15 protein-coding genes are annotated in these 14,796 nt (G+C 68.6%); 4 read left to right on the top strand and 11 right to left on the bottom strand.

Features of this window, described 5'->3' with window-relative positions; translation table 11 throughout:
• Positions 1–2 precede the first annotated feature (2 nt).
• The gene (locus tag BM417_RS39915; RefSeq protein ID WP_015099292.1) at positions 3–719 is read right to left on the bottom strand and encodes a response regulator; all 717 of its coding nucleotides are present in this window, start codon (positions 717–719) and stop codon (positions 3–5) included.
• A gap of 255 nt (positions 720–974) precedes the next feature.
• Here BM417_RS39915 and BM417_RS39910 point away from each other — a divergent pair, with 255 nt between their 5' ends.
• Positions 975–2,120, top strand: a complete 1,146-nt coding sequence (locus BM417_RS39910; RefSeq protein ID WP_093605263.1) for a dipeptidase — start codon at positions 975–977, stop codon at positions 2,118–2,120.
• On the opposite strand, the gene BM417_RS39905 is transcribed toward BM417_RS39910, so the two are convergent.
• Positions 2,117–2,665, bottom strand: a complete 549-nt coding sequence (locus BM417_RS39905; protein WP_229905701.1) for a DUF3000 domain-containing protein — start codon at positions 2,663–2,665, stop codon at positions 2,117–2,119. The two genes, BM417_RS39910 and BM417_RS39905, sit on opposite strands and share 4 nt — an antisense overlap.
• Positions 2,666–2,737: 72 nt before the next feature.
• On the opposite strand from BM417_RS39905, the gene hemE reads away from it, so the two are divergent.
• The 3 genes from hemE to hemQ are packed head-to-tail and all read left to right on the top strand — an operon-like array spanning position 2,738 to position 5,915.
• The gene (gene hemE / locus BM417_RS39900; protein WP_093605259.1) at positions 2,738–3,772 is read left to right on the top strand and encodes a uroporphyrinogen decarboxylase; all 1,035 of its coding nucleotides are present in this window, start codon (positions 2,738–2,740) and stop codon (positions 3,770–3,772) included.
• The gene (gene hemG / locus BM417_RS39895; protein ID WP_093605257.1) at positions 3,772–5,199 is read left to right on the top strand and encodes a protoporphyrinogen oxidase; all 1,428 of its coding nucleotides are present in this window, start codon (positions 3,772–3,774) and stop codon (positions 5,197–5,199) included. The genes hemE and hemG overlap by 1 nt, the downstream gene beginning before the upstream one ends.
• A 23-nt stretch (positions 5,200–5,222) precedes the next feature.
• Positions 5,223–5,915 (top strand): hydrogen peroxide-dependent heme synthase, encoded by a 693-nt coding sequence (gene hemQ / locus BM417_RS39890; RefSeq protein ID WP_093605255.1) that lies wholly within the window; start codon positions 5,223–5,225, stop codon positions 5,913–5,915.
• 3 nt (positions 5,916–5,918) lie between these two features.
• Here hemQ and BM417_RS39885 read toward each other — a convergent pair whose 3' ends face one another.
• From BM417_RS39885 to BM417_RS39845, 9 genes are all read right to left on the bottom strand, one after another.
• Positions 5,919–9,008, bottom strand: a complete 3,090-nt coding sequence (locus BM417_RS39885; protein ID WP_177320872.1) for a S8 family peptidase — start codon at positions 9,006–9,008, stop codon at positions 5,919–5,921.
• 176 nt (positions 9,009–9,184) lie between these two features.
• Entirely contained in the window at positions 9,185–9,544 is a 360-nt protein-coding gene (locus tag BM417_RS39880) for a hypothetical protein (RefSeq protein WP_093605348.1), read from the bottom strand.
• A gap of 4 nt (positions 9,545–9,548) precedes the next feature.
• Positions 9,549–10,367 carry a DUF692 domain-containing protein gene (locus tag BM417_RS39875; RefSeq protein ID WP_093605251.1) on the bottom strand — a complete coding sequence of 273 codons (819 nt, stop codon included), beginning with the start codon at positions 10,365–10,367 and terminating at the stop codon, positions 9,549–9,551.
• A complete protein-coding gene (locus BM417_RS39870) occupies positions 10,367–11,140 on the bottom strand; it encodes a TIGR04222 domain-containing membrane protein (protein ID WP_177320871.1) in 774 nt (257 codons plus the stop codon). Before BM417_RS39870 ends, BM417_RS39875 begins: the two co-directional genes overlap by 1 nt.
• The gene (locus BM417_RS39865; protein ID WP_177320870.1) at positions 11,140–11,892 is read right to left on the bottom strand and encodes a TIGR04222 domain-containing membrane protein; all 753 of its coding nucleotides are present in this window, start codon (positions 11,890–11,892) and stop codon (positions 11,140–11,142) included. Before BM417_RS39865 ends, BM417_RS39870 begins: the two co-directional genes overlap by 1 nt.
• 10 nt (positions 11,893–11,902) lie before the next feature.
• Positions 11,903–12,709, bottom strand: a complete 807-nt coding sequence (locus tag BM417_RS50410; RefSeq protein WP_143139003.1) for a TIGR04222 domain-containing membrane protein — start codon at positions 12,707–12,709, stop codon at positions 11,903–11,905.
• Between the two features lie 89 nt (positions 12,710–12,798).
• A complete protein-coding gene (locus BM417_RS39855; RefSeq protein ID WP_093605245.1) occupies positions 12,799–13,689 on the bottom strand; it encodes a TIGR04222 domain-containing membrane protein in 891 nt (296 codons plus the stop codon).
• 257 nt (positions 13,690–13,946) lie between these two features.
• Positions 13,947–14,369 carry a peptide-methionine (R)-S-oxide reductase MsrB gene (msrB, locus tag BM417_RS39850; protein ID WP_093605244.1) on the bottom strand — a complete coding sequence of 141 codons (423 nt, stop codon included), beginning with the start codon at positions 14,367–14,369 and terminating at the stop codon, positions 13,947–13,949.
• Positions 14,370–14,481: 112 nt separating this feature from the next.
• Complete coding sequence (locus BM417_RS39845; RefSeq protein WP_093605242.1) at positions 14,482–14,772, bottom strand: hypothetical protein; 291 nt, start codon at positions 14,770–14,772, stop codon at positions 14,482–14,484.
• Positions 14,773–14,796: the final 24 nt, after the last annotated feature.

Genomic DNA, 14,796 nt, shown 5'->3' with positions numbered 1-14,796 from the left:
ATCTAACGGATCACGCCGGCACGCATGGCCAGCGCGACCATCTGAGCGCGATCTCCTGTGCCCAGCTTCCGGCCGATCCGCGACAGGTGAGACTTCACCGTCAACGCGGACAAGCTCAGAGCCTCGCCGATTTCCTTGTTGCTCTGGCCATCGGCGACCAGCTGGAGCACCTCGACCTCACGCGCGGAGAGTTCCCGCGGCGTGTTGTCCGTGCCCGGCACCCGAGTACCCGCTGCGAGTACTGGTGCCACGCTCGGATCTGCGTAAACGCCACCATCGAGAACCCTGCGCACCCCGTCGGTGACCACCATCGGAGAGGCGGACTTCAGGAGGTACGCCTGGGCGCCCGCCTGGAAGGCCGACCTGACCGCGTAGGGGTCGTCGGAGGATGCGAGGACCACGATGCGGGGCCAGCCCTGAGCACGGAGTTCCGTGACCAGGTCGATGCCGGTGCCATCCGGCAGGCCCAGATCGAGGATCGCGAGGTCGCAAGGACCGGTTGCAAGTGCCCGCGCCCGAGCCTCTGCCACCGATGCGGCCTCATGCACTGTCCCGGCTCCCATTTGGGTGAGCCGAGCTGATATCGCCTCCCTCAGCAGTGGGTGGTCGTCGACCACCAGCACTGAAAAAAGCTCTTCCCGCGGGTGCGGGACCATGTTCGCCGGCAACGAGCCGGCTGGCGTGGTACGAACGGCCTGACCTAAGCCGACGGCAGCCACGTCACTACCTCCCTGGAGTCGGTCGTGCCCCCCGACCGGCACCGGAGACTTTCGTCCAATCAGCCGCGCCACTGATCGACCGAAAGTGGTGTCGTCTGGGGCAGCGTAGCCGCCCATGCGGGTCTACGGGACGATCAATCGGGTATCTATCCCTATTGAGTTGTGACAGATGGCCCCATGTGTCACACGATTGGATGACAACTAGATAGGGGGTGTAACGCGAGCCCCTCTCAGAACGACATCTTGGAGTTGGTTGTGCCTAGCAGTTCTGGACTCGAACGAGCGCGGGCGTTGCTGCAGCGTGCGCCCCTCGTCGACGGCCACAACGACCTGCCGTGGGCTCTGCGCGAGTTCGGCGACGGAACGGGCGAAGACGTCTACACGACCGCCGCGAAGATCGATCTCACGGAACGTCATCCCAGCCTGCACACGGACATCGTGAAAATGCGCGAGGGCGGCTTGGGGATGCAGTTCTGGTCCGTCTGGATTCCCGGAAGACTGGCGGGTGACGGAGCGGTGACCGCCGTGCTGGAGCAGGTCGAACTGGTCTACGAGCTGGCCGGGCGGTACTCCGATCACCTGGGCCTCGCGACCACCGCCGCCGAAGCTGAAAAAGTTTTCGCCTCCGGGCGTGTCGCCTCCCTCATCGGGGCCGAGGGCGGACATTCCATCAACTCTTCACTCGGGGTTCTGCGCGCGCTGCGCCGCCTGGGCGTCCGGTACATGACACTGACGCACAACGACAACACCCCGTGGGCCGACAGTGCCACTGACCAGCCAGAACACGGCGGGCTGACGGAGTTCGGCCGCGACGTCGTGCGCGAGATGAACCGGATCGGCATGCTCGTCGACCTGAGCCACGTCGCGCCCAGCACGATGCACGCCGCGCTCGAGACGAGCGTCAAGCCCGTCATCTTCAGCCACTCGTCGTGCCGCCGGGTCGCGGACCACCCGCGCAACATTCCGGACGACGTGTTGATCAAACTGAAGGCGAACGGCGGTGTGGCCATGATCACATTCGTGCCGGACTTCGTCTCACCTCGTGTCGCTGAATGGGACGCAGCCCTTCGTGCGGCCATGACGGCCGCCGGCGCGAACCACGCCGACATGGGGGAACGCAAGGCGTTCGGCGAGAAGTGGGTCGTCGAGCACCCGAAGCCGGTCGCCACGCTCGACGACGTCGTCCTGCACCTCGAGCACGCCCGTGAGGTCGTCGGCGTCGACCACCTCGGACTGGGCGGCGACTACGACGGCGTCCAGGCACTGCCGCAGGGCCTCGAGGACGTCTCCACCTACCCGAACCTCTTCGGCGCGCTGCTCGACAAGGGCTGGTCCGAGGACGACTGCGCCAAGCTCGCCGGCGCGAACGTGCTTCGAGTCCTGCGGGACGCGGACGCCTAGGGCTGGCGCTGGCCGAAGAGAGTGACGCCGACCGGCGGCAGCCCCACGGCTGTCGCCATCAGCTCGTAGAACGCGGTGCCGTGCTCGGCGAGTTCTCCGTCGAGCGCGGTCCACGACGCGCGCAGCTCCAGATCATCGGTGCGCGCGGGGCCGGCGATGTCGCCGAACCGGGCCGACGACGTCTGCGTCACGGTCCCGCCCAGAGCGGTGAACCCGGCCCCGGACTGCTCCAGCGCCTCGGTCAGCCACGACCAGCCGACCTCGGGCAGCAGGGGATCGGACGCGAGCTCGTGGTCCAGCTCGACGCGCACGTACGCCACGACGCGCAGGACACCGCCCCACGCCTCGTCGCCGTCCGGATCGTGCAGCAGCACGAGCCTTCCGGTCGACAGTTCGTCCGACGGGCCGGTGACCTCAGCCGTCAGCGCGTACGCCCACGGAGCGAGCCGCTGCGGTGGGCGAACTTCGGTGAGTTCGATCTCGGGCCTGTGGCGAACCGACTTGAGCGTCCCCACCGCCCGGCGGAAGATTTCCGGCTCGGTCACACAACTGACTGTATGCCTCGCAATCCGGCCGAGTGACGGCGGCACGCCGGGACGTGGGACCATGAAAGAGATATGACTTCCACGGCACCCCTCCTCGTGGCCGCTCATGGCGGCACCCCGTCGCACACCCCTGTCTGGTTCATGAGGCAGGCGGGACGGTCGCTGCCCGAGTACCGGGCACTCCGCCAGGGCACCGCGATGCTCGACGCCTGCATGGACCCGGAGATGGTCTGCGAGATCACCATGCAGCCCGTCCGGCGGCACGGCGTCGACGGCGCGATCCTCTTCTCCGACATCGTGGTGCCGCTCAAGGCCGCCGGTGTCGACCTCGACATCGTCGCGGGCACCGGTCCCGTGGTCGCGAACCCGGTCCGGACGCTCGAGGACGTGAAGGCTCTTCCTGAGCTGCACGCCGAGCAGGTCCAGCCGGTCGCGGACGCGATCGGGTTGCTGCTCAAGGAACTCCCGCAGGACGTCGCGCTGATCGGGTTCGCGGGGGCGCCGTTCACGCTGGCCTCCTACCTCGTCGAGGGCGGGCCGAGCAAGAACCACGAGCGCACCAAGGCGCTCATGCACGGCAACCCCGAGTTGTGGCACGCGCTGCTGGCCAAGATCGCGGACGTCACGACGGCGTTCCTGCACGCGCAGCTCGACGCCGGTGTCCAGGCGGTCCAGCTGTTCGACTCCTGGGCGGGCGCGCTGTCCGAGCGCGACTACCGCGAGTTCGTTCTGCCGCACTCGAAGCGCGTCCTGGAGACGATCACGACGGTGCCGCGCATCCACTTCGGCGTCGGCACCGGTGAGCTGCTGCCCGCGATGCGCGAGGCCGGCGCGGACGTCGTCGGCGTCGACTGGCGGATTCCCCTGGACGTCGCCGTGCAGCGACTCCAGCAGGCGAACCCCGAGCTCCCGAAGCCCGTCGTGCAGGGCAACCTCGACCCGGCGCTGTTCTTCGCGGGCTTCGAGGCCGTCGAAGGCGAGGTGCGCCGCATCCACGCCGAGGGCAAGGCCGCGGCGGGCCACATCTTCAACCTCGGCCACGGCGTGCTGCCCGACACCGATCCGGAGATCATCACCCGGACCGTCGAACTGATCCACAGCTTGTAATGCACGGTAGAGCGCCGCACGTCGCCGTCGTCGGGGGAGGCATCTCCGGCCTGGCCGCCGCGCACCGGTTGCGGATGCTGCTCGGCCCGCAGGCCAGGATCACGGTGATCGAGCAGTCCGACCGGCTCGGCGGCAAGCTGCGCACGACCGAGCTCGCCGGTGTGCGGTTCGACGTGGGCGCGGAGGCGTTCCTGCACCGCAAACCCGAGGCGCAGGAGCTGATCAACGAGGTCGGGCTGGCCGATCACGTCGTGCATCCGACGGCCGCGAAGGCGAGCGTCCACGCGGCCGGGCGCACGCACCAGCTGCCGGCGCACACGTTCATGGGCGTTCCGGCCAGCGTCGAGACCGTGCGGCACATGCTGTCGTCCGAGGGCGCGCTGCGGGTCGAGATGGAACCGACGCTGCCGCCGATCGAGCTCAGGGGCGGCGACGTCGCCGTCGGCACGCTGATGAAGGAACGGTTCGGCCCCGAGGTCGCCGACCGCCTGGTCAGCCCGCTGCTGGGCGGCGTCTACGCGGGCCGCGCGGACGAGCTCGGCCTGCGCGCCACGATGCCGCAGATCGCGACGCTGCTGGACAAGGGCGTCGGTTCGCTGCTCGCGGCCGCCGCGATGATGATGCCCGCGCCACCGCAGGCCCGCTCCGCACGGCCGCCGGTGTTCGCGTCGCTGAGCAACGGCGTCTCGTCGCTCGTCGACCGGCTCGCCGAGGTCGCGAGGCCCGAGATCAGGCTCGGACTGCCGGTCCGGGTGCTGTCGTGGCTCGGCGCCGGCTGGCGGCTGGAGATCGGTTCGGCCGCGACCCCGGAGTACCTGGAGTGCGACGGCGTCGTGCTCGCGGTCCCGGCCCCGTCCGCGCGCAGACTGCTGCACGAGATCGCGCCGCAGGTGTCCGCCGCGTACGGCAAGGTCGAGGTCGCCTCGATGGCCGTGGTCGCGCTGGCGCTGCCACCGGGCACCGCACTGCCGGACCGCTCCGGCGTGCTGATCGCGGAGGGGGAGCGGTACTCCGACCGCATCACCCCGTTCACCGCCAAGGCGTTCACGTTCTCCAGCCGCAAGTGGGCGCACTACGGCGAACCGGTCATCCTGCGCGGCTCGGTCGGGCGGCACGGCGAGACGGCGCTCCTTCAGCGCAGCGACGCCGACCTCGTCAAGGCCGTGCGCAACGACCTGTACGAGCTGACGGGCATCAAGGCCGCTCCGATCGACTACGTGGTCCAGCGCTGGGGTGGGGGGCTGCCGCAGTACGGCGTCGGTCACGTCGACCTGGTGGACACCATCGAACGCGGCATCGCCGACGTGCCGGGCCTCGCCGTCGCGGGCGCCACCCTGCACGGGGTGGGTGTGCCGGCCTGCATCGCGACCGCCGACGCGGCCGCCGCCCGTGTCGCAGCACACCTGCTGGGCCGCGTTCGGCGCTGAGTGGCCCGTGCCAAGATGGACCTATGGCGCGCCTGAACTACAACGAGCTCAACGACACCATCCGCTACACGATGTGGTCGGTGTTCCGGGTCGAACCCGGCAAGCTTCCGGACGACCGTTCGGCTGCTGCCGCCGAGACCCAGAACTACCTGGACGCGTTGGAGGGCAAGGGCGTCGTCGTGCGCGGCGTCTACGACGTGGCCGGTCTGCGCGCCGACGCGGACTTCATGATCTGGTGGCACGCTGAGGAGATCGAGCAGGTGCAGGCCGCCTACACCGGCTTCCGCCGCACCCCGCTCGGCAAGGTCTCCACGCCGGTCTGGTCGCAGGTCGCCCTGCACCGCCCGGCCGAGTTCAACCGCAGCCACATCCCCGCGTTCCTCGCGGGTGAAGAGGCGCGCAAGTACATCTGCGTCTACCCGTTCGTGCGGTCCTACGAGTGGTACCTGCTGCCGGAGGAGGACCGCCGCAAGATGCTGGCGGACCACGGCAAGGAAGCCCGCGACTACCCGGACGTGCGCGCGAACACCGTCGCGTCGTTCGCCCTGGGCGACTACGAGTGGCTGCTCGCGTTCGAGGCCGACGAGCTGCACCGCATCGTCGACCTCATGCGGCACCTGCGCGGCACCGAGGCGCGGCTGCACGTGCGAGAGGAAATCCCCTTCTACACGGGCACCCGCGTCCCGGCGGCCGAGCTCGTCCTCAACCTGCCCTAGAAATCAGGCGCCGACCTTGTAGGCGCGGATCACCGTCAGTTCGACGGTTCCACCCTTGGCGTCCGTCGCAGTGGCCTTCAGCGAAGTCCACTGCGCGTTCGCCGGGTTGTAGACCAACGCGCTGTTGCCGACCACGCCCGCACGGCGCCACGACTTGCCGTCGTCGTGCGAGTACTCGACTCCGGTGATGCGCACCTTGCCCGCGTCGCCCTGTGTCTGGGTGAGCAGTCCGATGCGCTGCAACGTGCCCGCGGGCACCGCGCCGTTGTCGTCGAGCTTCGGTTCGAAGCGCACCACCGACAACGGCGGAGCGTCGATCTTGCCCTCGGTGCCCTTCGACTTGAAGGTCCACACGGCGGACACCCTGGTGCTGAACTCGAACTGCGAGCTCCGGTCGAGGCTCATCTCGGCGCGGAAGTCGGCCTGCGGCAGCGGCACGTTCGAGAACGACCCGCCCGGCGTGGTGGTCTCGCCGATCAGCACACCGTTGCGGTACAACGCGGTCCTGGCGCTGTCCACAGTGGACCTTCCGTCGCCGTGGTTGGCGTCGCTCACCAGCGGGACGCTGACGTAGAGCTGCGTGCCGTACCGCTCGACGAACCCGTACTCCGACTCGGGCAGACCCGGTGAGAACACCGGCCGGACTTCTCGTTCCCGGTAGGTCTTGCCCGCCTGGTACTTGCGGAGCCCGGAGGTGATGCGTTCCTGCGCGCCGTTGGCGTGCCGCGTCATGATCGCGGACTGCCAGCGCAGACCCTCGGGCGTCACGTAGTCGACCGCGGTCGCGCCGACGGCCACCGGGTAGAGCGCGGTGCCGCCGCTCAAACCCTGCGGTGACAACGGAAGCTCGCCCTTCGACGCCTGGCTGTCCGGCTTCTGGCCACCGATCGTGGACTCGACCCTGGCCAGTTCCTTCTTGGCGGGCGCCTTGGTCAGGCCGACGGGAAGTCCGCCGGCGAAGGGGTAGGCGAGCCGGTAGAACGTGTGCGGGTCGGCCGCGGCGTTCGTCTGCAGCATCGCGAGCGACGACAACTCGTCCGGCGGGAGCTGGGCGCCGCCCTGGGCGATCGCGACGCCGTCGAAGCCGCCGAACATGACCGAGGTGGACCGGAGGCGCGGTTCGCCGCCCACCGAGCGTTTGACGGCGATCAGCCCGATCGCGAAGTCGCCGACCGGTTCCGGCGCCTTCACCGACACCGGCTGCGCCAGGCGGGCGTCCTGCTTGATCGTCTGATCGCTGGTCAGCTTCACGGTGGGCTGGTAGAGCATGTCCATGCCCTGTGGGCCGTTCCCCAGGGTCGTGTCGAGGAAGTACGTGCCCTTGGGCAGGCGGATCTTCTGGTCGCCCGCGCCGAACACCGCCTTGAACGTGTCGTTGTCCAGGCCGGCGATGAACGTGAACGAGTCCGCCGGGTCCCCTCCGTCACGGCCGATCATGTCGATCGAGAGGGTGTAGCTCTCGACCTCGCGGTCGATGCCGACGAGCGTGCGGACGGTGTGCGGACCGGACGTGGCAACGATCTCGCCCGAGTACGCGGCGTCCTTGGTGCCGACGCGGCTGTCACCGGTGACGGTGACCGACGCGGTGCCCTTGGCCGGCACGGTCAGCTTCGAGGCGCCCAGCGTGAACATGCCCGCCGGAGCGCTGCCCTTGAACGCGAGGTCGAGCGTGATCGCCGCGTCCGTCGGGTTGGAGTAGGTGATCGGCTTGGTCACCGGCTTGTCGTCGGCGTGCGGCCACTCGTGCAGGCCGAGGTTGACGGCCACGACGTCGGCGGTCAGCACCTGGCCGATCGCCTTGGCCACGTCGATGCGTCCGGCGCCCTGGTCGAACGCGCTGACGCCCTCGGTGGGCTTGGCCGTGGTCGCGAGCACCGACTTGAGCTGCGCGGGCGTCCACTCCGGGTGTTGCTGGCGCAGCAGTGCTGCGGCGCCGGCGACGTGCGGAGTCGCCATCGACGTGCCGCTGCCGGCCAAGTGGTCGCTGGTGCCGGCCTTGGCGGCGACGATGTCGACGCCCGGTGCGGTCACCTCGGGCTTGAGCCCGCTGTCTCCCACGCGAGGGCCTTTGCTGGAGAACGGGGCGAGCTTGTCGTCGCGGTCGACGGCACCGACCGACAGCGCGGCCTCTGCCGTGCTGGGGGAGCTCACCGAACCGGTCGAACCCGAGTTGCCCGCCGCGATGACGAACAACGTGCCGTACTGGGCCGTCAGGTCGTTGACGGCCTGCTCCAGCGGGTCGACCTCGGGGGTGTCGCCACCGCCGAGGCTCATGTTGACGACCTGGGCGCCCTGCTCCGCCGCCCAGCGCATGCCGTCGAGGATCCAGGACTCCTGGCAGCCGAACTCGACGCAGACCTTCGCGTCGATGAGCTGCGCGCCCGGTGCGACACCGCCGTACTTCGAGTCGTGGCTCGCGACGGTCGAGCCGACGTGCGTGCCGTGACCGACGTTGTCGGTGTTGTCGGGGTCGGTCGTGAAGTTCTTCTCCGCGATCTGCTGTCCCGCGAGGTCGGGGTGCTTCTCGTCGACACCCGTGTCGACGATCGCGACCTTGATCCCCTTGCCGGTGATGCCCTTCTGGTGGGCGGCCGGCGCGCCGATCTGGGCGACGCTGCGGTCGAGGCTCGGCTTGCGGATGCCGTCGAGCCAGATCTTGTCACCGGTCGCGGCCTCCGTCCTGAGCGCCGCCCAGTCGCCCGACGACCTGGCCCCGACTCTGGCCCGGCCGTCCACGATCAACGGCATGCGGTCGCGGTAGCCGAACTCCAGCAACGTGGTGACGTCGAAGAGCCTGCTGTCGAGCCGGCCCGCCGCCAGGGGCTCGAAGGCGTCCTTCGGCACCACCATCGTGTGGCCGTCCGCCCTGCGGGCGGTCTTGAAGATCATGTTCTTGCGGCCTTCGCCCGGCTGGATCGCGACGACCTGCCCGTCCTGCCCCAGCAGGACCTTGTCACCCGTGACGAGGGTGACCTCGTCGGCGGCCTTCTGCGGGGTTGTTCCCGCCGGTGGAGCGGCCGTGGCCGCCGCGGCCGATGCCGCTGTCAGGGCGAGCGCTGTGACGGCGCTCAGCACTTTGGTTTTTCCGCGCATTCGAATCCCCTCATGGTTCGAATTTCTGCGCGCTGTGGTCCGCGCAGGCCGGAAGGCCTTCCGCGGCAAAGCGAAGGCAATGCGAAAAAGGTCCCCCGACCTTTTGAACGTATCGAGGTCACAACCCGGTAACACAGGGCCGAATGGGGGATTCTGGTCGTCGAACCGTTCGCCCGTCAGTTCGACTGCCAGAACTTCCAGCGAGCCTTGCGTTTTGCTGACAGTTCTCCGGAGGCACGGCACCATTCCGCGAACGCGGCGGCGTCCTCGCGTGCGCGTGAACCCGCACGACGTGGGTGTTCGACGGCGTAGGCGTCGAAGAGCGGCCGAAACCGGTCGCCGAGCTCGTCGGCGACGGCGGGTCCCAGCATCCGCACGATGCCGCGCCGTTTCGACAACAACGCGCGGCGTTCGACAGCCAGGCGTTGTTCGTCGAATCCCGCCGGTGCCGGTCCGTTCCCGAGCAATGCGTTTAGCAGCTCCGCCTGCCGGGTGGCAAGCCTTTCGCGTGCTGCCGAAACTTCATTCTCGTTCACGATTTCAGCCACGGTGTTTGTCCACGACGGCGCGGATCGCGGCCAGTTCGCTCGCGATTTCGGTGTCGGACGGATAGTTGTCGTCGCGTTCCAGCAGAACGCCGGGCGGGGCGACGCGCGAGCACAGTTCGTCCAGCACATCCAGGACTTCCGGCAGAACCGCGTGGGCGTGCGTGTCGTGGTAGATGTCGCCGTGCTGTTCGCCGCCGGCCACGTGCACGTAGGCCAGCCGCTCCAGCGGGATCTCGTCCAGGAACCGCTCCGGGTCCGTGCCGATGTTGCGGGCGTTCGCATAGAGGTTCGCGACGTCCACGAGCAGCCAGCAGTCCGTGCGCTCCACGAGCTCGGCGAGGAACTGGCCCTCGGACAGCTCACCGTCCGGCCACTCCAGCAGTGCGGCGACGTTCTCCAGCGCGAGCGGCACCGGCAGGTTCCGCTGGGCGAGCTTGACGTTCGCGACGAGCACGTCGAGCGCGTCCTTGGTGCGCGGCACCGGCATCAGGTGCCCGGAGTCGAGCCCGCCCGCCCGCACGAAGCACACGTGGTCGCTGACCATCGGCGCGCCGACCGCCTCGGCGACCGCGCCCAGGTGCTCGACCCGGTGCAGGTCGACCTCGTCCGCGCCGCCCAACGACAGCGACACGGCGTGGGGGAGCACCGGGACGCCGCGCTCCAGCAGCAGCGTCACCGACTCCGGCAGGTGTCCGATGTGGAGGTTCTCGGCGACGACCTCGACGAAGTCCACGCCGGGCAACCGTTCCACGGTCAGGTCGATCTCCGAGCGCCAGCCGATGCCGACACCCAGGTCCTTGATCCCCGCCATCAGTCGCCTCCTCCGCCGCCGCAGCTGCTGCCGCCACCGCAACTGCTGCTGCCCGACGAACAACTGCTGCCACTGCTACCACAACTGCTGCTGCCACACCCGCCGCCGCAGCTCGCATCGCTGGCGCCGCCGCCGCCGCGCCGAACGGGCTTCTTCCGCTTGCGAGGCAGCATCTTGACCACGCTCTGCGACAACCCGAAGAGATCGCCGACGTTCTGCTGGCGGTCGACCTTGCCTCGGAAACCCTCCAGCGCCACCGCGAGAACCCTGTCGCTCGCGGTCACGCCCTTCAACGCCGTTCGGCCTGACCTGGTGAGCGGTTTCGCGCCGAACGTCCAGTACGCGGCCCCCAGGAACCCCACCGCGCCCAAGAGGGTCCACGGCTTCAGAAAGGCGGTCAGACTCAGGACGACGCCGATCGCGAGGAAGACCCACCACGCCGCGAGCCGGGGACGGGGGTCGCGGGTCAGCCTCCGTGCGCGCAGCTGTTGGTGCAACGTCCGCATCTCCGTGCTCTTCGCGGCGTTGCGCACGACCGCGTCGAACCGGGCCGGCCTGCGCAGGTTGATGAGGATGAGAGTCTCGACCGCGGTCGAGACGCCCAGCTCGGTCTGGTGTACAGCCGACACGAGCCCGTCGCGGGACACCCGCACGAGGCCGGCGTCGAGCAGCCTGGCCAGCGCGGTCTCCGCCGCCCGGCCGGGCCCCGCCACCAGATAACCGATCTGTTCCGGGGGTACTCGCGTGCCCGTTGCCGCTGTAGGTGCCGCCACTAGTCTCCCCCTCCGCCGCCACCGCAGCCGCTTCCGCCGCCGCAGCTGGAACTGGAACCGGCGCAACCGGAACTGCCACAGCTCGACGACGAACCGCAGCCGCCACCGTTCCAGATGGACCTCCGCCTCGCCCTGGCAGGCCTGCGCGGGACCGTCCTCACCACACGACGCGGGAAGTCGAACAGCTCGCCGACGTCCTTCCCGCGAAACCTGCCGTCGAACCCGTACAGCGCCACCACGTGCACCCGGTCGCTCGCCTGCACCTGACTCAGGGCTTCTCTGCCCGCCTGGGTGATCGGGCCGCTGCCGTTCTGCCAGACGAAGAAACCCAGTGCGATCGCCGCGGCGACGAGGAACACGGGTGAGACGAACCCGAGCACCACCGCCACACCCGCGACCGCGAGGGAGAACCACCGGCCGTCGTGGCGGCGGTGGGGCACCCGCATGAGCTCGCGGCTGAGCAGCTGCCGGTACAGCTGCGCCACCTCCGTGCAGTTCCTGGTCGCCAGGACGATCGCGTCGAACTGGACGGGGTTCCGTGCGAAGCTCAGCATCCGCGCTTCGACCGATGTGGTGGCGCCCTCGCCGTCCTGGTGCACCGCGGAGACCAGCCCGTCACGTGAGACCCGCAGCAGGCCTTGGTCGATCAGCCGGGCCAGCACGGCTTCCGCGGCCCGGCCGGGACCGGCCGTCAGGAAACCGGCCTCCTCCGCGGACAGCCACGCTCCCTGCGTGTCTGTCTGTTTCGTCATTGATTCCCCCTCAACTGCTGGAACTGCTGCAGCTACTGCTACTACTGCTGCTGCAACTCGAGCTGCTGCTGCTACAGCTGCTGCTACTGCTGCTCGAACAACTGCTACTGGAACTACCGCAACTGCTCGAACTGTTGCAGCTGTTTCCAGAACAACTGGACGTGCCGCCGCAGCTGTGGTGGTTCCAGTCGTACGAACTACAACCGCTGGTGCCGACGTACGGAGTGGAGGACGTCGTGCGCTGCTTGCCCCGTCGCAGCCCGAACAACGCCACCGCGTCCGCGCTGCTGCGAGGGTTGCGAAGCGCGTACATCCACACGGTCTTGCCGTTCCTCGTGAGCCTGCCCGGGTTGCGCAGCAGGATCGCGAGGAACACCAGCAGTGCCGTCAGCAGGAACAGTCTCGTGTCGATCGCGAAGGCGACGAACACCGAGACGAACGCCAGCAGGAACAACACGACCCGCAACGCGATCTTGCCGCCGCGGGGCCTGCCGAACTGGCGGTGCACCATGCCGCGGGCGACGAGACTCTGGTGCAGCGCGCCCATCTCGTGACTCGCCCTCGCGACCTGCACGACCTGCTGGATCGGGCGAGCGGTGCCCTGGAGTCCCGCGAGGACGTACGCCTCCAGCGCGGTCCTGGCGCCGTAACCGTTCTGGTGGACGGCGGTCACGAGTCCCTCGCGGGAGATTCGCACAAGACCGCCGTCCAGCAGCCGGGCGAGAACGGCCTCGGCCGCCCTGCCCGGTCCCCCTGCCAGGAACCCGATCTCCTCCGCGGACCACGTGGTCTGGTGCGGTGCCGAAGACTTGGACATCAGCACTCCCCTCACTGGTGTCAGTGCATCTTCGACGTGAGATCTACCCCTGGGTTCCTGTTGTTACCTGAACAGGTCCGAACAACCGATCAGCCGCCGCCTCCGCCGCAGCCACCGCCCCCGCCGCCTCCACCACAGCTGCTTCCGCTTGAACACGAAGAAGAACTGGATGAACACGAGCTGTAGCTACTGCTGCTGTAGCTGCTGCCGGAGCCGGAGGAGGCGAGCAGCGAGGTGCGCACCGCAAGGTCCGGGTAGACGATGAGGCCGCCGAAGAGCACCGCGCCGGCCGCGCCCGCGTACATGACCTCGTCCACGCTTCCCGCCGCCCTGGTGCTCGTGGTGCGAGCGCCGTCGAGCACGCGGTTGCCCTTGCTGGTGCGGACGTGCTTGCCGCGCCGCGTGAGGAGAAGGATCAGCAGGCCCGTGATGACGAGCTGCAGCGTGAGCCAGCCGATGTTCGCGCCGATCGCGAGGCCGTTGACCCAGCGCGCGATCCCGATCGCGAGCAGTACCCACAACGCGATGGATCCCTTGCGCAGAGCGCTTTTCGCGACGCCCGGGTCGACGACCAGGCCCATGTCCTGGAGACGCTGCCCGATCGCCGTGACCACGCCGTCGCCGGCGACGGCGGGGATCATCAGGTTGACGGTGCGGTTGGTGTAGCGCTGGCTGTCGGTGATGACGGCGCGGTCCACCTGGTTCAGCGACTTCGTGGTGGACGTGACCTGAACGGTGCCACGCCGTGAAGTCCTGAGCTCACCCGAGGTGAGCAGTCGCGCGATGGCCGTCTCGACCACGCGTCTTGGACCGCCCGCAAGATATGCGAGCTCGTCCATGTCGAGGGAGCGCACGGGCTGAGTGCTGTGACCCGCCCGCACGCGTACCCGAACGACGATCGCGACCAGCACCGCGAGTGCCAGCCCGATCCAGTAGAGCTGAAGGAACTCCGGTCCGGACAATCCCCAAGGCCTCTGCATGCGACCCACCCCCTGACTGCCCCGAAAGTGCTTCGGTGGGTCAATGGTGTGGTCCGCGCCACAGCCTCACAAGGCTTGTTGACGAAGCCTTAGGGTTGCCGGCCTTCTGTCCCTGTTTCGCGCTTGCGGCTAGCTCGACGAGCCGCCATCGACTCCGCTGGAGCCTTCGCCGTCGGTGCCGCGCAGGACGATGCGGAAGATCATGGTGCCTCCCAGGTCTGTCCGGATCCTTGGTGACCGGACTGAGGCTCAGTCTCCTATTCGGACGGAACGAGTTTCAAGGAGACGGAGTTGATGCAGTAGCGCTGGTCCGTAGGGGTGGGATACCCCTCACCTTCGAAAACATGCCCGAGGTGGCTGTGGCACGTGGCGCAGAGCACCTCGACGCGCTTCATTCCGAGCGCGCGGTCCTCGCGCAGGATGACCGAGTCACCGGCCAGCGGCGAGAAGAACGACGGCCAGCCGCAGTGCGAGTCGAACTTGGTGTCGCTGCGGAAGAGTTCGGCTCCGCAGGCACGGCACTCGTAGAGGCCCTCGGTCTTGGTCTCGGTGTACTCGCCGGTCCACGGACGCTCGGTGCCGGCCTGGCGCAGCACCGCGAACTCGGCGGGGTTGAGCTGGGCGCGCCATTCCTCTTCGGAACGCACGACTTTGGGGGTGGCGCCGACAACAGGTTCCATGACTCTTTATAACTCCGGAGTGCCCTCGGGGCTTCCCGGCGAGGCTGTGGGCTGTGGCGCCGTAAGGCCCCGTTAAGGACTTGTTCTCGTTTGTGGCCAGAAGGTGTGCGACTCAGAAGATGATGGCGAGGATGTCGCCCAGTGCGAACCAGATGGTGAGGAGCACGCCCAGCAGGATGAGCCCCACGATGATGACCGCGACGAGCCGCTGGTGCCCGGTCGTGCGGTTCGCCGAGTCGGCGAAGTCCTGCACGCCGTCGAGGTAGCCCTCGACGGTGAAGCCGGGGCGTTGCCGCTTCATCTTGTCGAGATGGTCGGCGAACGCCTTCGTCTCGGGATCGTGTGGGTCGAGGCCGATCAGTTCCTCCTGGAACTTCTCGTTCTCGTCCTTCGAATCGCCCATAACCCCCAGCTTAGTGGCTGGGGG

Origin of the sequence: Lentzea waywayandensis (genome assembly GCF_900115955.1) — a bacterium.
In the GTDB taxonomy this organism is placed as follows: domain Bacteria; phylum Actinomycetota; class Actinomycetes; order Mycobacteriales; family Pseudonocardiaceae; genus Lentzea; species Lentzea waywayandensis.
The sequence above is the reverse complement of the archived record's forward strand: the minus strand, read 5'-3'. Positions and strand labels throughout refer to the sequence as shown.